This is a genomic window from Arthrobacter sp. FW306-1B-G06A (genome assembly GCF_058781765.1).
Map to the genome: position 1 here is coordinate 38,513 of NZ_JBYSXB010000021.1, position 21,664 is coordinate 60,176.

Consider the following 21,664-nt stretch of genomic DNA (forward strand, 5'->3'; position numbering starts at 1 on the left):
CTTGAAATACCGTTCGATGGTTTCGGGCTCAAGTCTACGAACCGCGTCGGGCGAATCTGGGTCCATCTGTTAGTCACCGCCGTCCTTCTCGAGTGCCTGGTCTTGTTGAAGGTTCGGCTGGTTGAAATCTTCTGCAAAGGCCGCCAACAGCACGTCATTGAGGATGCGATGCCTGTCTTCCCGTACGACGTTCCATCGTTGTTCAACTTTGAAGTCGCTTTCAAGGAGGAAATAGAGGAAGGTCTTGAGCAGTTGACCGTCTCGGTTGCTCAAGCGGCCTTCGGAACCATAGATCCTTCGGACGAGCTCTACGTTGACGTCGATTCGTCGCGCTGTCCGATCGGCCCGAAATAGTTCTGTGGATGGAAGGGTAACGAAGCGCAAATCGATGGGATCGAAGTCAGCGAAATCCTGGAGGTCAGTGAGGCGGGACACGACTGGCGGGTTCAACCCGACGGCCGGTTCAACGAGCCGGATCTCTTGGCGCTTGGTCTTTTTGGATTCCTTGTGGGCTCTCTGAAGGTCCATAAAGTATGAATCTAGGTGGGAGGGTGAAGGACCCGATGTATGGGCCCGAGCCATCGCTTTGGTGAAGTCCGCGGAGTATACGGGTGTGACCTTCTCCGGGTTGAGTGCTATGTAGTGCTCGTTAGCAGCATCAAGGTCGATTTTGATTCGGCCGAGTCCCAACTCTTTCTTGGGGAGACGGAGACCTGCCCAGTTTTTCCCGCCCGATAGGAGCCGGCCTCGTCTATATAAGTAGATTCCCTGCCTCGCTTCTCCCGGTTCCCCGTATAAATCGAAAGCTGCCGAGTTTAGACGAGGAGGAAACAGGTGCCCCTCGATCGTGCACGATGCACCGTCTGGAAGGTCGACGACAAAGTTGCGCGGATAGCCGTCCTGCTGCAAGGAGCCCTCGAAGGGGTCGATGGGATCAACTTGGATGGGAGGGAGGGCTCTGTTTCGCTCAACGTCGAACGTGTCTATGTCTATCTCCACGTTGCCTAGGTGCAGTTGACGATGAAAGGTAATACCCAAGTGCTCGCGAATAGAGCGAAGCTTGGCTGATCTCCATTCGGTGAGTTCCCCTTGGTCGGACGTGTGTATTACGTCCTTCAGACCTCGCCACTCCACCAACGTGCCACTTGGTAATTCCATGCCAGCAACGCCGTCTAGCCGTTCATTTGCGGCTCCAGGCTCCATTACTCCGACACTGAAGTTCTGACTTACTGCTTGATCCATCCGGCGTCCGACTGCAGGTCCCCATTTTTGGCGAGAATAGATCTCGAAGGAGGTCGCCTGAGATAGAGAGGCCGCCTTAAGGCCGAGCCCAAAATGCCCAAGATCTTCAGGCCCGTACTCACGTCGCGCCCCGAAGGTCATCGCCTGTTTGATCCCCTCAACAGTAAGGCCTCGCCCGTTATCAATGATTTGGAGCCCGAGGATGGTGGTCCCGCGCTGCACGAAGCGGATCCGGATGTGGCTGGCCGTAGCGTCGATGGAGTTATCAACGAGGTCTGCCAGCGCACTCGTGAGGTTGTGGTGCATCCCGATAGCCGCGATCGTCGAGGGGTCGGGCAAAACGGTTTCATTAGACCATTGCCGTTCGTCGAGTTCATATCTGGCGGGCATTCTCAGTCCTCGAACCTTGCTTGACCACCAAGCTTCGACACATTTTCCGTCACCTTGCTGATCGCCTCATTTGTGATGCCTTGCGAGACATCGACCTCGAAGTTGAGCCTGAGATCGAAAACATTTGCATCAGGGGTGTCCAGGTAGCGAAGAACTGCTCGTTCGATTAGCGTCATCTGTTCGCTGAGGTTCCTGGACGCGTCAATCGGGATGAATCCGCTGGCGTGTGTCTTGAGTGGTTCAGGCTCTGGGTCTGGTTCGGAATCGATTCCCGGGAGCGTGCGTTCTACCTTGGCCAGCCGTCTCATCTCCGCTTCGACATCGGCGGCGCGGCGGGAGCTCCCAGCATCCTGGAGCAGGGCGGTGAGTAGCCTTCTGCTGGACAGAGTGGAGGCATAATAGAAATTTGAGCCGTCGCGAAACGTCTCGTGATGTTCCACGTCTTGCTCTTCGTTATAGCTGTTTGAGCGGACAGTGCTTAGGGACAGACACGGGATGCACTTGGTGCTTCGCTTTATTTTCGACTCAATCTGGTGAAGGAAGGGATACAGGGAGCTGGTTGTCTCCGTTTCCGATTCCTCATCTTTCACATGTTCGAAGGCGCTGAAAAACTCCACTTTGACTGCGTGCAGCTTCCATCGCTCCGCGAGGGGCTCGGTCAGTTCTGGGTTCCCCGTATAAAGTGCCGCGACCTTTGCGGACCGCAGAAGGAACTGATAGGTGTCGTCGTCTTCAGCAACCGCTATGAACTCTGCAGGGTATCGCGTAGTGGTGCCGTCCGGCTGTTGGACTAATAGCTCCGCCGGTCGACGAACGCCAAGTTTTGCCAAGAGTCCATACAATTCATGAACGCGACCGCATGGGAGTTTCTGCTCGGCCAACGGCAGAGCGTAACCCCAGTTAACTTTGTCGACGGAGTCTGGAAGATCGAGCTTTTCGGCGTGGGATGGCCCGGGGTAGGGAAGGAACCCCACCGGAATCCCCTCAACGGCCCCAGCACAATATTTCACGTCCACCAAGTCGAGTCGGGTTTGGAGGACACCATAGTTCCGCACCCACCACATATCTGGCCCATCAACGATTTGCGCGCTCTTGTAGGCGCTGCTGAATTCGACTTTTGTCTTGTATTGAGTGTCAGAGAGGATCCTCTGAGTGACTTTTTCCCGAGTACGGATGGATGCTTTGCACAGGAGGTGAAGGCCCGAGGTGGCCAGGACCGGGCTGAAGCGAAGTGATGCTTCTGACACTGGAACGGGTGAATTTCTTGATTCAGCAGAAATTCTTGCAGCTTCAGCCGACTTCCATAGGTCGTAGGTTGGTCCATTTTTCACCGTGGCGGGCTCCGCCAGGCTGCTCTTCACTTCCAGGTTTTTCAGCAGGTTGAGGTCTTGCCGATGAAATAGCTCATCAACGAGAAGGTGCTCGTCACCGATGCTGTTAGTGGGGATGAGACCATTGGGCAGCCAGACGTCGGCGGTCGGACGCCACCGACCGTCCTTTGACCTAACGCGGAGTTTACCGATATCAAGGCGGTCGCCGATAATGGCAAGCATTTCCGGAACCGGCAGCGCCCGAGAAAGTCGCCACAGAGATTCGGCCGCACTTTCGTCCTCGTAGTCCTTTGCAACTTGGCGGGCGATGCGGTCAACTTTTCCTCTGTTATCAAGGGCTTGGATATCCAGCGCCTTGAGAAGGGTGCTGACGTCACCGTGATGCAGCAACTCATAAGAGACGAGGTTATCTCCCTCGTCCTCTTCGTCTATGGGGAGGAATACTTTTGAAGTAATCGGCGGCCGGGCACTGCCATCCTGCATAAGCACGATGCGACTCCGGCGCATCGCGGACCGGTAGTCTGGCTGGTGCTTGTCAATCTCGACCGCCATCCGAAGAGCATTTTCGAAATCGTCCAGACGGCGGCCGTAGATGATCTCTTCAAGCCATAGTTCAACCGGGGCTCTCCCCTTGTTCGCAAGACCCAAGAGGCGTCGCACCATAAGCCGCCGCTCCTTGGTCGTGGAAGCTGAACGATGCAACCACGGCCGATCAAGCCCAACCCAGCTATCCCACATCTCCTCGAGCCGAGTGGCTTCATCCATATCTGGCGGGAACAAGAGATCCGAAATGAGCTGAAGCTCTCCGGCCCTGTCGGGCAGGCACCGGACCGCCGCTAGCGCGGCGAAGATGGGTTCATTGATGACAGAGTCGGCCCACGAAGGGGCTTCCCGCCCACGTGCGGGCAATAAGTCCAGGAACCCGGCAGGGTCGGCGTCGTCAGGGAAAGATGTCAACGCCCGCGCAACCATCATCGGGACGGCTTTCTGCAGAATTTCCTTGTTATACAGCGTGTGGAGCATGCTGTGGCGGTCTTCGTTCATCTTGAAGGCCGCGTTCACAATTCCTCTTAGGGAGGTCGTATGACTCGTTGGGAAGTAGTTCCAGAATGAACCGCGTTGACGGCGGGGGTTGCCCTTGATGGGTACTGCCCAAGTGACGTCCACCGTTTCCCGGGCTGCGATAGATCCTGCCTCAACAGCCGCTTGGGGGCTGACGTGATGCTTGTATCGGAAGATCCGCCATTCCTCCTGCACATCATCGTTTTCGAGGAGGATGTCGGAGCCATCGCGGCGTGCAGACCAGGCAGTAAGAGTGCCTTCTATTCTGTTGTCGAATTCAAGGAGGCCTATGTTTTGGGAAAATAGCAGAAACTCGTGGGGAAACTTCCTCATCTCCTCGCTGAGCCATGCAGCCTGCTGAACCAAGGGGAGCTTCACGACGGTAGTAGCCCATGCCATGAGTTCTTCAAGAACGGGATCCGAGCTGGCAGCAGCTACAGGATCGACCGGTGTGGCGATTCGCAAGACTGGATACGAACCCAGCCCCGGCCGCAGCGGTTCAAGGAGTTCGGTGCTGTGGCGGCGGTCCCACCTGACGGAACCGCTCTTACTGAAAATCTGAGGGGAGTCCGAAATCTGGATGACGGACTTGAATCCGAGTCCGAACCGCCCGATCTGGTCGTCCCTCTTCTCAGAGGAATGGGAGAGCATCAGTGTGCGATAACCCGCCTCAGTGAACGGTGCCCCCTCGTTGGCGCAATACAACGTTCCGTCGGTCAGTAAGATGCGTACGCGACCATTTGGAAGATCGACGGCATCTGCGGCGTTCTGAATCAGCTCATTCAGCTGTTTGCGACCGTAGCCGCTCTGGGTGATGGCCTGTTCAATGTTGCTGTGTTCGCGAATCAAGTCCGGGCGGGCTTTGTATGCATTCAGCGCTTCAAGAGTCTCGCTTGCCACGAAGCGACTCAGATCACTATCTGTGTCCGCCCAAGAATCGTATGGCAAGATTACTCCCCCGCAGGATCTGTGTATGTCAGAAAACCACGCTGTTGTAAGACAGTTCTACCAGCCTGGCGGCCGTACCGAAGCAGGCGGTACCGAAGCCGTGCCCGTTGAGCTTAAACGGACTCCTTGCCGGACACAACGACCCCAGCATGAAATTGGGCGGCAACCAGGTTGGCCAGGTGACTCGCAAGCTGCACCGGCACTGCGTTACCAATTTGGCGAGCTATGGAAGTCTTCGATCCGGCCCACTTGTAGTCATCCGGAAAGCCCTGGAGCCTTGCTGCCTCGTAGTGCGTTATTGCCCGGTGCACGCTCGGGTTGGGGTGGAGATACCGGCCCTTTTCGGGCTTGAAGAATTCTGTTCGAATAGTCACCGAAGGGCGGTCATTTCGCAGCCGTCCCATCACGTCGCCTGACCCGGTCTTATGATTTTTCCAACAGTTAGCCAGCAAGCCCGTGGGAATGTTGAACCTGTTCCCTCCGGCCGGAATTTCCCTAAATCTGTCTAGTGACAGCTTTGTATAGTTCCTAGTGACATGCAGATCCCGCGTACTGTACGGTCCCGGAATTCGCTGCCCGTGGTACTCGAAGGAGACCTCTGGGAAGGCTGTTTCGACTACATGCGCCTCAATTGACGCAAAAGCTTCTCCGACCGTCCGATGGCGGCCGATGTAAGCCCCTTCGGGTTCGGGCACCTCAGGAAGCTCCTTCAAGCGGCCAATCACGATACTCCGCACACGCGACTGGTAGGCACCAAAGTCAGCTGCGTTTAAGAGGTACGGCTGAAGAACATACTTTTCCAGCGGGTTCCCTGGTCGAGTCCAGCGTTCAAATTCTTCATACTGACCCGATTTCAAAAATTGCCGCACATTTTCGACAACAAAATACTTGGGTTTCGCAGCGATAATGGTTTCCGCATATTTCCGCCAAAGAAAGTTGCGTTCATCCAACACGTCTTGCTTACCCAATGCTGAAAATCCTTGGCACGGCGGCCCGCCTATGATCACGTCGGCCGTAGGCACTCGCCCCTCTGCGAGCCAATCTTCGATTTTCCCCGCATAGATCTGCTCAGCTTGGTGATTAAGGGCATACGTAGCGGCCGCATGCAGGTCATGTTCCACTGCGACTATCGTCTTAAACTTCCCGGTGGACTCGAACCCTTCGGTCATCCCGCCTGCGCCGGCAAAGAGATCAATAAGTCGTAGTGGTTTGGCCATGACTAGGATTCTAGCCGGCTACGGGGAGTAAGCCGGTATATGCGTCCAAACCCCGGAGCGGGTCGGCCAGTGATCCGCATCTCGGTCTTGAGGTCGGCGTTTCAGGAGGTTGCTAGCTGCAACCCGGGGAGATGCTATCGATCTCGCTCTAACAGGTCACCTTCGACCGCGAGCATCCACTCGCCGTCGCCGAAACGAATCTCAAATACGGTTGCTCCCGTCGGGTCGGAACCCCGCGCAACAGCTTCAAAGTAGGGCCATCCGTCACGGGCCTGAGCGACAGCATCCCTTGTCTTAACCGCGTGGAACCATCCCAGCGGTGCATCCTGATTTCTTGTGATGTCTAGTCCCATCTAAAGCGGCCGGTGGCCGGGGGTCCTTGGGAAAGCGAGGGGTCACGACCCTGACAGTTTCGCGACCAACCGCAAGGGTCGCAACAAGTCCTCGTTGCTCAACATGTGGGAGTCTATCCGCACCAACTCGGTTCAGGCGGGATCCGCGCCGGTGGCGGCCCTGTGGCATTGGGGTAGCCTGCTACCGAGCGGACTGTGTACCCGCACCCACGACTACACACCTCAGCCGGCAGTAGGACCTTGCAACCGCCGCAAGACTCCAGCTAGCTCCGGTATAGGGATGCTTTCGAGACCGAGGGCAGAGTATAGGAGTGGACCTTCGTTCCTGAGTAGAAAGCGGTCAAGCTTCCGCGTTGGCACATCAATCCCGTTCCATGTTGGTTCGGTCCCGCCATGGATTAGATAGCGACCTCCCACGCCTAGGTTGCTCAACTCCTGGTGGAGACCGAAGCTGTCCCATGTTGGGCCGGACTTCCCGATTTCGATAGCAGCCAGATCGAATTCGCTTGCACGCGCGACTAAGGCCAAGAGCTGGAATTGCGACCATGTAAGAGATTCGGCCGTCTTTACGGCCCAGTGGGCTGCCGATCGCGAGAGATGTTCGTCACATGCGATGTATGCGAAGAGAGTGCCCATGAACGGCGCCTTTCGCTCTTCAGGGTCGTTCCTCACGGCATTTAGAGTAGCTTCGAATACTTCCTGGACTGCTGGTGCGAACCCGCCGCAGGAGGCCCAGAAGTCGGCGTCGGTGCGTATTGCGCCTCCGGCATCGAGATTCCGCCGGATGGCTCGTCCCGCTTGTTCAACCGCGGCGTCAACGCGCTTTCGTTCCCAAAAACCTAGAGCGCGCGCAAGGACTCTTTTTCCTGTCTCCTGGATGATTGGTGCTACTACAGCGCCGGTAACAGCGCCGGCGATGGCACCTTCAGGTCCGGCGATTGCCCCAACTATCACGCCCGCTAGTGATCCAAGCAAGTTGGACGAGCTCTCTGCGATTTCATTCGCCGCATCAAAACGACGTCCAGTTGACACGGGCTACACCATATTCCAAACTTCCGCAGGGACATGGCTAGACAGTTCGGGTGCCCATTCAGGGGCAATAGGCCGGAATGCATCCATGATGTCTATGGCTGGGAGGTAACCGCGCTTCTCGTTGCGAATGAGACCCAGCTCGAGCAGTTTGGAGATGTCACGCGAAATGATCTTTTGCTCATGACCGGCGTAGGCGCCGGCCAGGAACGTGGTCAACCCCGGGATGTCTTTCCGCGATGTGACCTTATCTTCGGGCATGGCGAGGACGAGGGCCCTCCGCCTGTCTTTTGCTTTTCCCGTCGTTTCTTTGCTGAAGCACTCATGGACGTAGTTCGTCCACGCTATTCGACGCTGCAAGCCACGCACTCTGTCAATTTGTTGGCGGAGCATGTCCACGAAACCTTCAGCGCTGTAGGCAATGAACCCGTCAATGTCGTTTTGTTTCGAGGCGGCATCAAGTTTGCGGTAATACTTCGTCCTGGTCCGGTTGTAGAAATCGGAGAGGACATTGCTGGAAACCCAGGGGACGACACCCGAGTGCGCCAGTATGGCGCATTCTAGAAGTCGGGCGGTGCGGCCGTTGCCGTCACCGAAGGGATGGATCCAAGCGATATACAAATGGGCAAGAGTGGCGGCGAAGAAGGACGCTGCGAACCGATCTTCAGGGGGCGTCGAGGGATTGCTTACCGTCTTCAGCCAGCTGTTGTTTAGCCACTCGCACAGCTGTTCCACTAAGAACTCAACATCTTCGGGGGGTGCGGCCTTGTATGTTCCGACTACCATCTGTCGCGTGCTGTACTCACCGGGAACAACGTGAGTGTCGAGGTCCAACCCTCGCAGCACCATCCGGTTTTGTTCACGGATCCATTCCGGAGTCACGCGGAAACCGGAGGCGGCCACAGCGGACTGATCCACAGCCCCGAGAGCCGCCGCTACATTCTTAAGCTCTGTCTCCAGATACTCTTGCGAAGGTGGCAGCCTGAGGTCGTTGTTGAGGATGGCTTCCGCTTCGTCCTCCGTCAGAGTGTTTCCTTCAATTGCTGTCGAGGCAAGCGCGCCCTTTGCGAGGTATATCTGTGCCAAGCGCTGCTCAACAGCTGGTGGGAGAGGCGTGCCCGCGAGGTGCTGGCATTTAGAAAACGCTTCACCCAAGTGCATCCACAGGGAGCTTTTGTGGGCACGGTAGGAGAAGGAAATCCACGGGTTCTGAGACTCGTATCGGCGCTCTATCATGACCCGACAATAGATACTTTGTCCTATTTTGTCCAGTTCAATGTCCGGTTCAATGTCCAACCTAATGTCCTCCGCTGGTGTCCCCGCGGTTTGTCTAGACCCGCTCCGCCATTCCCACCTATCCAACGCCCCTCATCACCGCCGCCAGCCCTTGGGGTTGCTTTGTGCGGGAGCATCCGCGGCGGCGCCCGCTGGGTGTCTAATTCTCGAGGTCCTCCGCGGCGACCATCTTCATGATGAAATCCGATCCAGTTGGGGTGAGCAACAGCATCAAGTCTTGCTGCACAATCGGGCCCCTCGTCACCATCTGCCCTGGCATCGGTCCAGTCCGGAAGAGCTCATCATCCAAGAGGTTTGTGAGAAGTAGCATCATCCCGGAATGAATGACGTAGCTGTGATCTGCCGGCGGCGTACCACTTGCTGCAAGCTTGGCGTAGTGTCGCAGGATTTGTTGTTCGACTTGGGTATAGCGGTGGGACAGGAGGCTCAGGTTCCGCTTGAACTGGAGGATGGACAGTTTGGGGATCTCGCCGAGCTGGTCATAACGCCAGTGGCAATCCCCACAAAGGCAGATCATGTTCTCGAACGAGTGCGCCTTGACCTTGGCCCAAGGTTCGATGTGCGCCATCTCTAGTCGAACAGTTCCGCCGCATCGCGGAATTGCGCAACGGTACCCAGCTTCTTCTTTGAGACGCCGTTCCAGTGCGCGAGGGACGGCGGGGCGATCCTGAGACATGTCTTGCATCGTACCCTGTTGCCGATATCGTCCTGCCGCTAGCGGGCCGTGTACCCGCGCCCACCACTACACAAAATCAGCCCTCGCCGTCCCCCGCGGTGAGGGCTGATTTTGGGTTTAACGGTCATTCCGGTGCTCGAGCAGCTTCCATAACCGGCACCACGATTCGTGGGCCAACCCGATAGCCATCAGCTTTCTCAGCCAGAAAAAGCTGGGCGGCTTCACGGCGACGCGCCACCGTCGTCGCCTTTGCCCAATCGGGACGTCTCCTCAACTCCCTAGCGAGTTCTTGAACCTCGGCCTGGAACTTTCCCTCATACTCGAAACTTTTGCGATCCACTGCACGGGCAGCCTCGCTCGAAGCTTGACTGACAACGTACGGTTCAATGTCGTCAGTAGTCGCCGACGAAATAATCGACTCTGCAACAGGGTGACGTTTATTAGCTGGTGTGGCACGAAACTCGGTCGAGGTAATGAGAATGGCGGCGAGTTCAGAAATTTTGGCTTTTTGAGCGTATTCCCGGGTTATGGCTTCTAGGTTCAGCCCTCGCTCGGCTTCGTCCACCGCGCTCTGCAGGCCCTCCCACAGAGCGTCCCGCCATTCGCAGACAGCTGTCCATTCAAGAATCAGGCCGTTGGCCGGCCATCGTAACCAAAGCGCGTCCACTTCGCCGGTATGTGATCTTGCTGCCGAAATGAGGCGTTTCACCTTCGCCGGGAGTTCATCGCCGTTGTCTGGAGTTAGGACTTCTCGCACATGGACAGGATCAAACTTATCGACCTGCAGCGAGACGAACGGTGCATGGGCGGCAGCAGCGATAGCGAGCGCGTTGTCGATGCTCACAGAGGCCGCACTGAGCTGCACATCAGCCGATTTCAGGAACTCGGCATCCTCAATGAAAAGGAGCCCGCGATCGATCGCCTTTGTGGGGATCTCTTCGGCCAGGGCGGTAAGCTGATCGGAAGTGAAATGGGTCATGGGAGGACTATAGGGGATCGGGCTGACGGCTTAGGTTTCTGAAGCCCTCCATTTAGTAACGGCCAGGGTCTATTGTCCGGCGCCGCACCCTGGACGCTTCCACCCAGACTTCTTTGCGGCTCTCGTAGTACTCCATCGGCCAGGGCACTGACACCAGCACATGCGCCTTAGTCCAGCCGTACGCGAAGCCTGGTACCTCGTGAGTCCCGCCGCTGATGTAGTCCAGCGTCACGAACACAGGCAAAGGTTCCTTGGGTCGCGTCGCCCCTTCCACGGCCGCAGGATCCACCGCCGGCACAACAGGCGTGGGCCTATGCGCGCGCGGCGGCTGCCAGAACTTCTTTTCCTCCACAGCCAGAGTCTGCCACCGAGGGCAGACATTGGAGGAAGGTCGGCCGTCAACTAGTAGTCGTTGTATCGGACGGCGGGCGTCGATTGCGTCGAGGCGGCACGGGACGGCTGGAGCACAGGCAGAGCATCGATTTTGACTAAGGCACGGTGTATCGCCACGAGAATCATCATGAAGCGGGCAAGACCCATCAGCCAACCAGCGAGAGCGATGAGTATGCCGATAATCAGCACTCCCCGGTTGGGATTGCCAGTTGAAAGCGACGGAAAGCTTGGGGCCGCAACCACTCCTCCAAGTGCGCCCACGATGGGGCCGAAAATGAAGAACATCAAGACGCCGGCCTTAAAGATCCCTGCTGAATGATCGAACTGCACTGTTGCCCCCATCTGGCTTGAATGAACGTGGTCAGGCTACAGCCCAGCGAGCACACGCGAGACGAAAGAAACGCTGATCGCGCTGCCGGGCCTTCACCGCATCGAGCGCGCAGCCCGAATATTCTCCGCTGAATGCGTTTTTCCAAAAGTTAGGGCTGCTTATAAAGCGTCCTGATGCGCGCAGAGACTGAGTCTTGGACCCTGGCCACGACTGGTCCAAGCTCAGTCAAAAGGGAATCTCCGTCGTCATAACTCGTCGCAATTGAGAGTCGGGTAACGAGATTCTGGAATTCATCGCACTTATCTCGTATGGATACTTCAAGAATAAGGCCCCTCAGCGAGGCAAATTCACCTTGTTTCTGACGCAGCCGCTCATACTGGTCACGCCCGGCGTCCTCCTCGGGCAGGTAGAGGCCGCCTCGGTGATACCGGCGGACGCCTTCGAGATGGATTTCGAGAATCGCACGCATCAGGTTAGTGACGGCTGAATGAGTGTCACGCAGCACGCTGAGTTCAAATTCTTCCCGTCGGTCCAGTTTCGTAGTCTCCCTCGCGGCATCTCGTGCCGACTGTTCACGGGCCAACTGGCGTCGGTCACGAAGTTTTTCCGTGACCATCGTGAGCACGGAACCCGCGATGAGAGTGCCTACCGGTATTAACGTGGACCAATCCATGAGGCCTCCATGAGAGTGAATGAGTTTGGTGTCAATCTATCTAAGGCTGCAACTCATCGACGTAAGACTCGTTGACGCTGAAGGCAGCCATCAGGTCGGCAGTCGATTTCGAAACACCGTAGCGTCCGCACATGGATTCATGATGCCGAAGCCGAACGGGGCTGTCAGCGGGGCCAGATCTTAGGAAGCAAGGGAGACTACATTGCCGGCGAACCCCGTGATAGAGCCCAGAACAATTAGGGCGACACCACCCCATCGCTTTAGTCTGCCGTCAGCGAGCCTCTCGGTGACGTAGGCCTCGATGCTGCGGTTGTTTGCATCCACCGCGGCTGTATACGCGACCTCCGGTCCTTGGACCAGGATGCCGCCCACCCTGTGCTTTATGAACCGATTAACAAAGGGTTTGGGCCGACTGGCGAATTTTCTCATCTTGTTGACGTCCGTCACCACGTCAACAATGACCAGCAGAATACCTGCCAGATCTGCCACAAATGCGACGATGTAGAGGATTAGTGCGATTGTCTTCACCTGCGCAGTCTAGGGGGCGTAGACGCAAAGTTTCGAAACAAGTCCACCCGGTTCAGTCGCTCTGGCGGATCGCAATCATGCGGCTGCCCTCAGACACCTGAGCCCTGGCCGCGGCTAGCGCTTCCTCATACGTTGTGGCCGTCTCGGTGACATGGCTGAAGCTGCCGTCCGGAGCTTCGATAGTGCAGATAACTTCCACACCCACATCCTAAGTGTGGCGCGTCACTCGGGTGGCGCCGTAAGGGACTTCACCCGGAACTCTCTCATCACTCTTGCCACCTCATCGGAAGTCCAGTTCTTACCATCGAAGTTCCTTCGTAGCTCAATCACTGCGTTTAGAAGGTGGCCGCAGGCGATCTTTAGGAGGGTGCCGGCTGCAGCTTCTGACAGCAGTTTTGGTCCGCCGAAGGGGTACAGCCTATGTAGGAGCGACGGAGGAACCGGCCGCCATGCGTCAAGCTCATTCCAGAGTGCTTGGTCCTCCCCGCTTTGAAGCTCGAATCTCCATTTCTCGATTCCGTTTGCAATTCGGAGGCAGATGGCCACTTTGGCATCTGGGCTGCCGTTCGACGTCATCAGTTCTTGAACGGCGACGATTATCTCTGCGCGGGCAGCTAGCTCACGCTCTTTCGATGCCTCTGCGGCCTGCTGCTTCGCCTGTTCGCTAATGCCCGCTGCTTGCGCCTCGAGTTGCTTACCGAGCGCATCCGACTGGGCTTCGAGCTGCGCATCAAGGTCACCCTTTTGGGCGTCCAGTTGTTCGCGAAACTGGGTTCTTTGTGTCCTTAGTGTCCAGACCAAGACGCCCACAGCGATCAATCCGCTGAAGATGGCCCCCCACATACCGCTAAGTAGGATGCCCCATTGGTGATGAGAGAACCATAGGAATGGGTCTGGAAGTAGGTCCGTCAGCATGCCCCAGACACTACTCGAACCATGGCTTGCGATGGGCGCGAGACCCCTTGCGTCCATGTCTGTCATCCGGTGGCTACGTGTGGCGTGTAGCTACCGGAGTAGCTACACCTTGGCATCCGTCAGCTCGCGCCGGAAACGAAGAAGCCCCCGGAATCTCGCGGATCTCGTGATTTTCTTGGTAGCGGTGGGGAGGCTCGATCTCCCGACCTCCCGAATCATGAGTCGCAATCCGTCGGTGACTACGACCCCGGCACCACTCTGATCCTGCCTCTAGCCACGGCCCGTTGCGAGTTTGAAGATCGCCTTTTCAACCTGCACGCGCGTGCGCCCGTATGGCTCGCCCCAGCATGCCAACAACTCGAGGTACGTTGCATAAGAAGCAGTCGTCTTGTCCAAAGACACCTCAGCTTCGTTCCTCAACCAGCCGGTTATCTTGTCGTCGAGGATGGGAGCTGCTGCCGCATCGTCAGGACCGTCAAGCGCCGATGCGAAGTACAACCACTTTGTGAAGTATGAACGTCCCAGGTGTTTGATTGCTCCCTCGTTATTCATAAGTCGAAACGCCTCATGAGGCCCGTCGCCACGGGCGACCTTGGCTCCAGCTTCCAACCGAGCGTTCACGGTCGGATCGGCCGAAATCAGTTCTGGCGGGTTGCTTCGGTCAGCGGTCTCAGTCAGGATCCATCGCGTGCGCAGCGCTCCCCGGCCCGAGGTTGTACCCCAGCCCCAAACCATGGCCGCTACGAAGGCAGACAATACGAGCCCAGCGCCCAGTTCGGACAACACCACGTCCCGGATGATCTGACGGTCTACTTTTTCGGGAAGTCGGTCCAACGTCGCCACTACATCCGGCAAATGGCACATCTGCTCCAGCCACGGCTCCCGGTCCCAAAGGAAAGCCACCTGCGGGGTCGGCTCCTCCTCAAGCAGGGCAATTAGCGATTGGGGAATGTCTGTCGTCATGTTGGTATCCTCCCTCGCTCCAGCGACGGGACGGTTCAACGCCACGGGAAGCTGTCAAACCGATCACCTGACTAACGTCGGCGGCCAGACGCCGGGGAAGTCCCGCTACCAAGGGAATACCAGAGGCCCGACGCAGAATTTTTCCGATTCCAGCTGATCCATGGTGAATCGCACATTCCGCAAGACAAAGAAAAAACCCCGCAAATCCCATATAAATACTGGGAAATGCGGGGTTCTAGCTGGTGGCTCCGACCGGCGTCGATCCGGTGACCTTTCGATTTTCAGTCGAACGCTCTACCAACTGAGCTACAGAGCCTTAGGTGACAATGTCACCATGATTGCCGGAACTTCTTCCGGCAATCAGAGCGACCCTGACGGGACTTGAACCCGCGACCTCCGCCGTGACAGGGCGGCGCGCTAACCAACTGCGCTACAGGGCCTTGCTTGCAGTATCTCTACTACGATTGCGGTATCTCTACCGCTTTTTTCAAGGCTTCCAGCCTACCAGACTTTTCAGCCCGGCTTGACCAGTTCCTTGCGTACCCCCAACGGGATTCGAACCCGTGCCGCCGCCGTGAAAGGGCGGTGTCCTAGGCCGCTAGACGATGGGGGCCTGGAACAATCCGAATTCGCGACGGTCAACAACGCTATGCGTTTACCGCTTCTCGCTCGTCCGAACTGGACTCTAAAACTTTAGAGCATACTCAGGGATATTCCCAAATCGCGCAGCGCGGAACGCAAACGGGGTCTCAAACCAGGACGCAATCCGGACGCAGCGCCAGTCTCAAGCCACCGCTCAAGACCGCCGTGCCAGGGTTGGCGGTTTCTTGTTGAAAGACGTCCGAATTCCGCCAGTCCGTCCAGCTGCTCCCGGGCTAGATTGGCACCATGGCCACAAGCACACCAGTCTCTCCGGCGACCACACCCTCCCGGACCATCAGTAAGCTCGGCATCGCCGCCGTCATCGTCACCGTTGTCCTCTGGGCGTCCGCCTTCGTGGGCATCCGCGCAGTGGGACCCAGCTTCTCCCCCGGTTCCTTGACCCTCGGACGGCTGGTGGTTGCCGCCGTCGCGCTCGGCACTGTCGCCCTGCCCAGGCTCAAGCGCTGGCCCAAAGGACGCGAATGGCTGCCCATCCTCGCCTACGGCGTCATGTGGTTCGCAGGTTACAACCTCGCCCTGAACGCCGCCGAGCACATGCTCGATGCCGGAACCAGCGCCATGCTCATCAACGTCTCGCCGATCCTGATCGCCGTCCTGGCCGGCGTGATCCTGAAAGAAGGCTTTCCGCGCTGGCTGATCATCGGCAGCCTCGTGGCGTTCGGCGGCGTTGCGCTGATCGCGCTCGGTTCGGGACAGCGCTCGACGGCGGATGTCGCCGGAGTGCTGTTGTGCCTCCTTGCCGCTGTGCTCGCCGCGGTGAGCGTGATTGTCCAGAAGCCGGTGCTGCGCACGTTCTCCGCTGCACAGGCCACCTGGTTTGGCATCATGGTGGGCGCCGTGTGCTGCCTGCCGTGGGCCGGCCAACTAGTGGCCGAAGTGCAGGCCGCACCCCTTCCGGCCACCCTCGGCTTGGTGTACCTCGGAATTTTCCCCACCGCCATCGCTTTCACCACATGGGCCTACGCACTGTCCCTCATCGAGGCCGGGAAACTCGCCGCCACGACGTACCTGGTTCCGGGCACCACGATCCTGATTTCCTGGGCGGTCCTCAAGGAAATCCCCACCATCTGGGGCCTTGTGGGCGGCGTCATCTGCCTTGTGGGCGTCGGGTTGACGCGGCGCCGTTCCCGCGGGATCACCCCCCGCTAAGAAGCCGGGCGGCCCGGCGCCAAGGTGCGCCGCACCGCCGTCGCACCTCCGCCGCGGCTACCTTGCCATCCCGGCGAGAAGCTCGCGGTGCGTGGGCGGATTGGCTCCCGGACGCCCCACGGTAATGGACGCGGCCATGGAGGCGGTCTGTCCGATGCGTTCGAGAACCGTGGGCGCGAGCCCTTGGCTACCGCGCAGCAGCAGCCCGAGGATCAGCGCAGACATGTAGGAATCGCCGGCGCCAATGGTGTCCGCCACCACCGAGGTCACCGCCGGAACCGTCAACTGGGTGTGCGGCGTCGCCATCAAGGAACCCTGGGCACCTCGGGTGACGACGGCCAGGCCCGCACCGAGGCCCAGGATGTGTGTTGCAGTCTCTTCCAAGGACTTGCCGGGGTAGAGCCAGAACGCGTCGTCGTCGCTGAGCTTCACCACGCTGGTCAGCGGTACGAGCTCCTCGAAAATGCGGAGGGCCTCGCTGTGGCTGCCCAGGAGGTCGGTGCGGATGTTGGGGTCGTAGGTGACGATGCACCCGCCCTGGGCCTGCTCCAGGAGCGTCCTGACGTTAGCCGCGCCGGGCTCGAGGAACGTGGCGATCGAGCCCGTGTGGAGCACCTTTGGCGCGTAAGGGAGTGCGGCGGGGCCCAGGTTCCACTCGATGTCGAAGGTGTACTTGGCCGAACCGTCCGCGGCGATCTCCGCAGTCGCCGTCGCGGTCTTCGCGAGCGATTGCGAGCCCGGAAGGACAACCACACCGGCGCTTGCCAGGTGGGCCGCGATGGACTCGCCCCGGGAGTCGCGCCCGACGGCGGTCAGCAGCCCTGCTTTCACATCGAGCCGCCCGAGGCCGTAGGCGACATTCGCAGGCGAGCCGCCCGGGTATTCGGTCTGGCCTCCAGGCGAGTTGACGATGTCGATGAGCGCTTCGCCGACCACGACGACGTCGAGCGGCTCGGACGCAAGGTGCGAGTGGTTCATGCGTTTCCTGTTCCTTGGTTGGGGAGTTTCACTGGCTGCTAGTGAATTTCAGGGGCTAATGGTGGTTTTCGGGGGCGCCGCCACGGAATGGCGTTCGACGAGGGGACATTCAAAGTATTCGGTACTGCCATCACGTTCCGCGCCGGCCAGCAGCAGTTCGATGGCGCGCCGGCCCATCTCAAGGAAGGGTAGTTCCAGCGTGGTCAGTCCGGGCCGCAAGTGCGGGGCAAGCGTTTCCTGGTTGTCGAAACCCACCAGCGACACATCGCGCGGGATCGATAATCCGAGCTGGGCCAGCGCCTGGTAGCTGCCCCAGGCGGTGCGGTCGTTGGCGCAGAAGATGGCAGTGGGTGGCTGAGGACCGGTCATGAGCGCCAGGGCATTGTCGAATCCGCCGGATTCATGCCCGTCGCCGATCTTGTGGAGCAGTGGGTCGGCGTCGAGGCCGGCCTCCTTGAGGGCCCGGAGATAGCCCGCATGGCGTCCGACGGCGGCAGGCAGCTCGCCGTCCACCGCGCCGATGTTGATCATCGCGATACGCCGGTGACCCGCGTCCACCAGGCGTTTGGTGGCGGTGTAGCCGCCCAGCTCCTCCTGCGGAGCGATGCTCGGGAACCGCCCGGACCGGTCGCGCGAATTGAGCACGACGGCGGGCACCTCGGCCAGGACGTCCGGCACGTCAAGGACCCGGTGGTACATGGCGGCGTAGACCACTCCGGCCACCTTGTAGGACAGCATGGTCTCCAGCGAAGCGGCCTCGAGGGCCTTGTCGCCGCCGGTGTTGACGGTCAGGAGGAGCAGTCCGGCCTCCCAAGCCCGGGCTTGGGCGCCCTCGATGATCTTGCCCGCGAATGGCGCCGTGGCCACGAAGTCGCCGACGAAGCCGATCATCCCGGCAACGCCGTCGCGGAGCACTTTGGCGTGGGCGTTGGTCCGATACCCCAGTTCGTTGGCGGCGGCATGGACCCGGCGTCGGGTTTCATCAGAGAACCTGGTTCCTGCGGCGTCATTGAGCACCAAGGAAACCGTGGCCTGGGAAACACCGGCTGCGGCAGCGACGTCGTTCATCGTCGTGCCTGAGCGGCTGCCGGGGCGGGTCATGGGCTGGCCTGTCTACTGGGAACTCCGGGGTGCTTGTCACAGGATCCGCACGACTGGCTGGGCTTAACCTGGGGCTGGGTTATACGAATTACCAGCCCGGAAAACTGTAGCTGTCATCACATCCGGCGTCAACGACCGCGCCGCGGACTAGAGTCGGATCATGCCCGCGAATTTACCTCCCGGCCTGCCGATTGTTCCCGACGGCGATGCCCCTGGCGGCCAGCGCATTTCCTCTCCGCTCCCCGGCCCCGGATCCGGGGGTCCCGGGATTGGCGCTGACGCCGCGGCGGCCAGTACCATTCCGTTCAGTATGTCGCCGGAAGACTTCGAGGCAGCCGTCAGCGATGCATTGCTCCTCATCCCGGACAAAGCTGCCCGGGCCATGGACAACGTGGCCATCTTCATCGAGGACGACTACACCCCGCAGCCTGGAGACGAACCGGACACCGTACTCCTGGGCCTGTATGAGGGCGTGCCGTTGACGGAACGGGACTCTTGGTGGGATGCCGGTTCCCTCCCGGACCGGATCACCATTTTCCGTCAGCCGATCCTGGATATCTGCGGATCCCGCCAGGAAGTAATCGACGAAGTGGCCATCACGGTGATCCATGAGATCGCCCACCACTTCGGCATCGGCGACGACCGTTTGCACGAACTCGGCTGGGGATAGGCTAGAAAGCCACCGTCCCCGCGGCGCCATCCACCGTGATCGTCTGTCCTGTGCTGATCCGGGACGTGGCATCCGGGACGCCCACGATTGCCGGAATCCCGTACTCACGAGCCACGACGGCGCCATGCGAGTTGGGACCGCCCATCTCCATCACGAGTCCCCCGGCGGTCAGGAAGAGGGGCGTCCAGCCGGGATCCGTCGAGGGCGCCACCAGGATTTCTCCGGGTTCAAGATGCGCGCCCACCGGGTCCATGATCACCCTTGCCACCGCCGTCACGGTTCCCGCCGAAGCCGGGGTTCCCAACAGCATGCCGTCCGACGCCGGTGCCCCCGTCGCGCCGCTCAGGAGACCGGCTGGCAGCGCTTCCGGCTCGGTGCCGTCGGAGAGCAGCACGCGTGGCACGTGGCGGCGCTTGAGTTCAAGCTCATAGGCTTCGCGGCGCTGCGCCACGAGCTCGTGGAGATCCTTGCCGTCCAAGCCGTGGCGGGCGTCGTTGAAATCCAGGAAGAAGACGTCGCTGGCATCGTCGATGATTCCCGCTTTCGCCAAGGCCTCCCCTGCTTCCGCAACCTGTGCTCGGACCGCGGCGAAGCCCCGCACGAGGTGGTACTTGGGAAGTTCACGGAGCCCGGCAAACATGCGTGTCCGTTCGAGTGCCATTTTCACGATCCTGGCGTGGAGCGGACTCTTGGACCGCGCACGGGCCACCAGCACGGCGGCTTGTTCCTCGGCGTCGCGGGCTGCTTTTTCGAACTGTTTGTCCGGCGCCAGGCGGGGATCGTCGAGGCGAAGGTAATTGACCAGGACTCCGATGATGTGGGTGGGGTCGTCGGACCAGCGGGGCATGCCTAGGTCGATTTCCGCGATGGCCCGGTGCCCGTAGTCGCGCAGGAACGAGGCCAATCCCGATTGCGCGACGACCGGCAGCTTGCCATCGCGGTAGCTCTCCGCGAGCGCAGCGGGATCGCCACCGGTAAACGCCACCGCGGAAGCGGGATCGTCACGGATACTGGCCGAGAGCCGCCACAGCGCAAGGTCCATTTCGGTGGTGACGTTGTTGGGCAGGCCGCGGATGATGGTTTGGAGCTCACCCCAGGAAGCCTGTTCTCCAAGCAGCTTCCGTACCAGCCCCATCATCGCGAAGCCGAGCGCTACCGGGGGCAGGATATTGGGCAGTATGGGGAACAATTCCGTGCGCAGTATCCGCTCGGCGTGGTCCAGTTTTTCACGGGGGGTGGCATCGGTGGGGACTTCATGCGTGGCCTTCAGGTTCCCGTCCAGCTGTTCCACCTTGCCAAGGGCAACGTCCGGCCGAAAGAGAGCACGCAGCAGCGTCTCCGGAAGGTGGAAGCGGAGCACGATCGGGCCAACGTGCCTGAGCAGTTTGAAAGGCGTCTTGCTGGTGACGGCGAAACGCGGGTCCTCGAACAGGGCACGCATGATGGACGCCGAACGTGCTTCCATGACGTCGAAAATCCTGGGCACGATGGCGCGCCCGGCCCTGCTCCTGAGCACCGAAGTGAGGTCAAAATAGATCCGCTGCCCCGCCTCGTAGTAGGGCGAAGGCCCGTCCCGCGGTTCGGGAACCCGGAATCCCGCCGCGCCGGCCACCGAGGACCCCATGAGCCTGATGCCCGCGAGTCCCATGGGAGTGAGGGGGCGGGTGAGGCCTTGGGCGAGGCTGAAGCAAAGGTACGCGTGCGGACCGGGGACTGCTGGTTGCCGGGTCATTTGCGGGTAGAGCGTGGTGATAGGGCGCGCTTGGGTGAGCCACAGTTTGCCGTCGCCGTCGATGGCCCATTCAGTGTCCTGCGGTGCTCCGTAGTGCTCCTCGACGCGCTGGCCGAGGACCGCGAGCGCCCTGATCTGGGAGTCGGCAAGGCAGGCGTCCCGCGCGGTTCCGCCTTCGGCCCGAGGCTCGGCGTCGAGCTTTTCGGTCCCGCCGCCGGGAACGGAGCGAATCACCAGCTTCCGGTCCCCGATCCGTCGTTCCGTGATCCTGCCGGTGAGCGAATCCACCACAAAGTGGTCCGGATTCACGGCGCCGGAGACCACGGCCTCACCGAGCCCGGGATTGGCGTCGATGACCGCCTCGCGGCGGCGCCCGGTCACCGGATTGGCGGTGAACAACACCCCCGCGGCCTCAGCGTCCACCATCCGTTGGACGACGACGGCGAGCGTCACCGTGGCGTGGTCGATCCCGTTGCTTGCCCGGTAGCTGACTGCCCGGTCCGTCCACAGGGAAGCCCAGCACTTCCGGACGGCCTGCAGGACGGCATCTGCCCCCACGACATTCAGGTAGGTGTCCTGCTGTCCCGCGAAACTGGCAAAGGGCAGGTCCTCGGCGGTGGCGGAGGACCTGACGGCCACAGGGACATCCGGGCCAAGCGCGGAGTAGGCCGAGCGAACGGTGCCTTCGACGTCGGCCGGGATCCCGGCGTCGAGCACTGTTTCCCTGGCGCGGGCCGCGAGGGAAGCGAGCCCCTCAAGGTCGCCGGGTTCCACGGCCTCAAGGCCACGGAGAATGTCCCGGACGGCTGGCTCGGGGCTTCCATCCGGCTGCAATGCGCGCCGGTAGGCCTCGGTGGTCAGGCAAAACCCGGGCGGGACCGGAAGTCCCGCCCAGATCAGCTCGCCGAGATTGGCCGCCTTGCCGCCGACCTCTGGAAGCATGGTTGCCCGGATCCGGCGCAGCTCGACGATCAAGCGCGATGCCTCCCTGGGCTCTGCGTGCTCCACCATTACCGTCTGCCTGCGTCCACCGGTCCTTGGGCTT

At 60.0% G+C, this 21,664-nt stretch carries 18 protein-coding genes and 3 tRNA genes; 2 read left to right on the forward strand and 19 right to left on the reverse strand.

Annotated features, from left to right (window positions below; genetic code table 11):
- Positions 1–69: 69 nt before the first annotated feature.
- The 16 genes from AC3WJM_RS12460 to AC3WJM_RS12535 form a co-directional block, all read right to left on the reverse strand.
- Entirely contained in the window at positions 70–1,632 is a 1,563-nt protein-coding gene (locus tag AC3WJM_RS12460; RefSeq protein ID WP_492271997.1) for an ATP-binding protein, read from the reverse strand.
- Between the two features lie 2 nt (positions 1,633–1,634).
- Entirely contained in the window at positions 1,635–4,925 is a 3,291-nt protein-coding gene (locus AC3WJM_RS12465) for a sacsin N-terminal ATP-binding-like domain-containing protein (protein ID WP_492271998.1), read from the reverse strand.
- Between the two features lie 161 nt (positions 4,926–5,086).
- On the reverse strand, positions 5,087–6,190 hold the full coding sequence (locus AC3WJM_RS12470) for a DNA cytosine methyltransferase (protein ID WP_492271999.1): 1,104 nt from the start codon (positions 6,188–6,190) through the stop codon (positions 5,087–5,089).
- Between the two features lie 1,388 nt (positions 6,191–7,578).
- The gene (locus AC3WJM_RS12475; protein WP_492272023.1) at positions 7,579–8,808 is read right to left on the reverse strand and encodes a Fic family protein; all 1,230 of its coding nucleotides are present in this window, start codon (positions 8,806–8,808) and stop codon (positions 7,579–7,581) included.
- A 199-nt stretch (positions 8,809–9,007) separates the two neighbouring features.
- On the reverse strand, positions 9,008–9,544 hold the full coding sequence (locus AC3WJM_RS12480) for an HNH endonuclease (protein WP_492272000.1): 537 nt from the start codon (positions 9,542–9,544) through the stop codon (positions 9,008–9,010).
- Positions 9,545–9,668: 124 nt separating this feature from the next.
- Positions 9,669–10,523, reverse strand: coding sequence for a hypothetical protein (locus tag AC3WJM_RS12485; RefSeq protein WP_492272001.1), 855 nt, complete (start codon positions 10,521–10,523; stop codon positions 9,669–9,671).
- Between the two features lie 52 nt (positions 10,524–10,575).
- Positions 10,576–10,875, reverse strand: a complete 300-nt coding sequence (locus AC3WJM_RS12490; RefSeq protein WP_492272002.1) for a hypothetical protein — start codon at positions 10,873–10,875, stop codon at positions 10,576–10,578.
- A 50-nt stretch (positions 10,876–10,925) separates the two neighbouring features.
- Entirely contained in the window at positions 10,926–11,246 is a 321-nt protein-coding gene (locus tag AC3WJM_RS12495) for a hypothetical protein (protein ID WP_492272003.1), read from the reverse strand.
- Positions 11,247–11,395: 149 nt separating this feature from the next.
- Positions 11,396–11,920, reverse strand: coding sequence for a hypothetical protein (locus AC3WJM_RS12500; RefSeq protein ID WP_492272004.1), 525 nt, complete (start codon positions 11,918–11,920; stop codon positions 11,396–11,398).
- Between the two features lie 180 nt (positions 11,921–12,100).
- Positions 12,101–12,448, reverse strand: coding sequence for a hypothetical protein (locus tag AC3WJM_RS12505; RefSeq protein ID WP_492272005.1), 348 nt, complete (start codon positions 12,446–12,448; stop codon positions 12,101–12,103).
- A gap of 52 nt (positions 12,449–12,500) precedes the next feature.
- Positions 12,501–12,647, reverse strand: coding sequence for a hypothetical protein (locus tag AC3WJM_RS12510; RefSeq protein WP_492272006.1), 147 nt, complete (start codon positions 12,645–12,647; stop codon positions 12,501–12,503).
- Between the two features lie 23 nt (positions 12,648–12,670).
- Complete coding sequence (locus AC3WJM_RS12515; RefSeq protein ID WP_492272007.1) at positions 12,671–13,258, reverse strand: hypothetical protein; 588 nt, start codon at positions 13,256–13,258, stop codon at positions 12,671–12,673.
- 375 nt (positions 13,259–13,633) lie between these two features.
- Positions 13,634–14,326 (reverse strand): 8-oxoguanine DNA glycosylase OGG fold protein, encoded by a 693-nt coding sequence (locus AC3WJM_RS12520; RefSeq protein WP_492272008.1) that lies wholly within the window; start codon positions 14,324–14,326, stop codon positions 13,634–13,636.
- A 240-nt stretch (positions 14,327–14,566) separates the two neighbouring features.
- Positions 14,567–14,642, reverse strand: a tRNA-Phe gene (locus AC3WJM_RS12525).
- A 50-nt stretch (positions 14,643–14,692) separates the two neighbouring features.
- A tRNA-Asp gene (locus tag AC3WJM_RS12530) sits at positions 14,693–14,766 on the reverse strand.
- Between the two features lie 100 nt (positions 14,767–14,866).
- Positions 14,867–14,939 (reverse strand) — tRNA-Glu (locus AC3WJM_RS12535).
- A 275-nt stretch (positions 14,940–15,214) separates the two neighbouring features.
- On the opposite strand from AC3WJM_RS12535, the gene AC3WJM_RS12540 reads away from it, so the two are divergent.
- Positions 15,215–16,138: a DMT family transporter gene (locus AC3WJM_RS12540; RefSeq protein WP_492272009.1), complete on the forward strand. Its 924-nt coding sequence runs from the start codon at positions 15,215–15,217 to the stop codon at positions 16,136–16,138.
- A 57-nt stretch (positions 16,139–16,195) separates the two neighbouring features.
- On the opposite strand, the gene AC3WJM_RS12545 is transcribed toward AC3WJM_RS12540, so the two are convergent.
- Positions 16,196–17,116 (reverse strand): carbohydrate kinase family protein, encoded by a 921-nt coding sequence (locus tag AC3WJM_RS12545; RefSeq protein WP_284991870.1) that lies wholly within the window; start codon positions 17,114–17,116, stop codon positions 16,196–16,198.
- Positions 17,117–17,164: 48 nt separating this feature from the next.
- Positions 17,165–18,217: a LacI family DNA-binding transcriptional regulator gene (locus AC3WJM_RS12550; RefSeq protein WP_492272010.1), complete on the reverse strand. Its 1,053-nt coding sequence runs from the start codon at positions 18,215–18,217 to the stop codon at positions 17,165–17,167.
- A gap of 160 nt (positions 18,218–18,377) precedes the next feature.
- Between AC3WJM_RS12550 and AC3WJM_RS12555 the strand changes: the two genes are divergently transcribed.
- Positions 18,378–18,887, forward strand: coding sequence for a metallopeptidase family protein (locus AC3WJM_RS12555; protein ID WP_492272011.1), 510 nt, complete (start codon positions 18,378–18,380; stop codon positions 18,885–18,887).
- Position 18,888: 1 nt separating this feature from the next.
- Here the strand turns inward: AC3WJM_RS12555 and AC3WJM_RS12560 are convergent, their stop codons facing one another.
- Positions 18,889–21,630, reverse strand: coding sequence for a PEP/pyruvate-binding domain-containing protein (locus AC3WJM_RS12560; RefSeq protein ID WP_492272012.1), 2,742 nt, complete (start codon positions 21,628–21,630; stop codon positions 18,889–18,891).
- Positions 21,631–21,664 lie beyond the last annotated feature (34 nt).

Bases quoted from the DNA above. Each gene is read 5' to 3' on its own strand.
- AC3WJM_RS12460 (WP_492271997.1), bottom strand. From the start codon at position 1,632: ATGCCCGCCAGATATGAACTCGACGAACGGCAATGGTCTAATGAAACC.
- AC3WJM_RS12470 (WP_492271999.1), bottom strand. From the start codon at position 6,190: ATGGCCAAACCACTACGACTTATTGATCTCTTTGCCGGCGCAGGCGGG.
- AC3WJM_RS12475 (WP_492272023.1), bottom strand. From the start codon at position 8,808: ATGATAGAGCGCCGATACGAGTCTCAGAACCCGTGGATTTCCTTCTCC.
- AC3WJM_RS12480 (WP_492272000.1), bottom strand. From the start codon at position 9,544: ATGTCTCAGGATCGCCCCGCCGTCCCTCGCGCACTGGAACGGCGTCTC.
- AC3WJM_RS12485 (WP_492272001.1), bottom strand. From the start codon at position 10,523: ATGACCCATTTCACTTCCGATCAGCTTACCGCCCTGGCCGAAGAGATC.
- AC3WJM_RS12500 (WP_492272004.1), bottom strand. From the start codon at position 11,920: ATGGATTGGTCCACGTTAATACCGGTAGGCACTCTCATCGCGGGTTCC.
- AC3WJM_RS12520 (WP_492272008.1), bottom strand. From the start codon at position 14,326: ATGACGACAGACATTCCCCAATCGCTAATTGCCCTGCTTGAGGAGGAG.
- AC3WJM_RS12540 (WP_492272009.1), top strand. From the start codon at position 15,215: ATGGCCACAAGCACACCAGTCTCTCCGGCGACCACACCCTCCCGGACC.
- AC3WJM_RS12545 (WP_284991870.1), bottom strand. From the start codon at position 17,116: ATGAACCACTCGCACCTTGCGTCCGAGCCGCTCGACGTCGTCGTGGTC.
- AC3WJM_RS12550 (WP_492272010.1), bottom strand. From the start codon at position 18,217: ATGACCCGCCCCGGCAGCCGCTCAGGCACGACGATGAACGACGTCGCT.
- AC3WJM_RS12555 (WP_492272011.1), top strand. From the start codon at position 18,378: ATGCCCGCGAATTTACCTCCCGGCCTGCCGATTGTTCCCGACGGCGAT.
- AC3WJM_RS12560 (WP_492272012.1), bottom strand. From the start codon at position 21,630: ATGGTGGAGCACGCAGAGCCCAGGGAGGCATCGCGCTTGATCGTCGAG.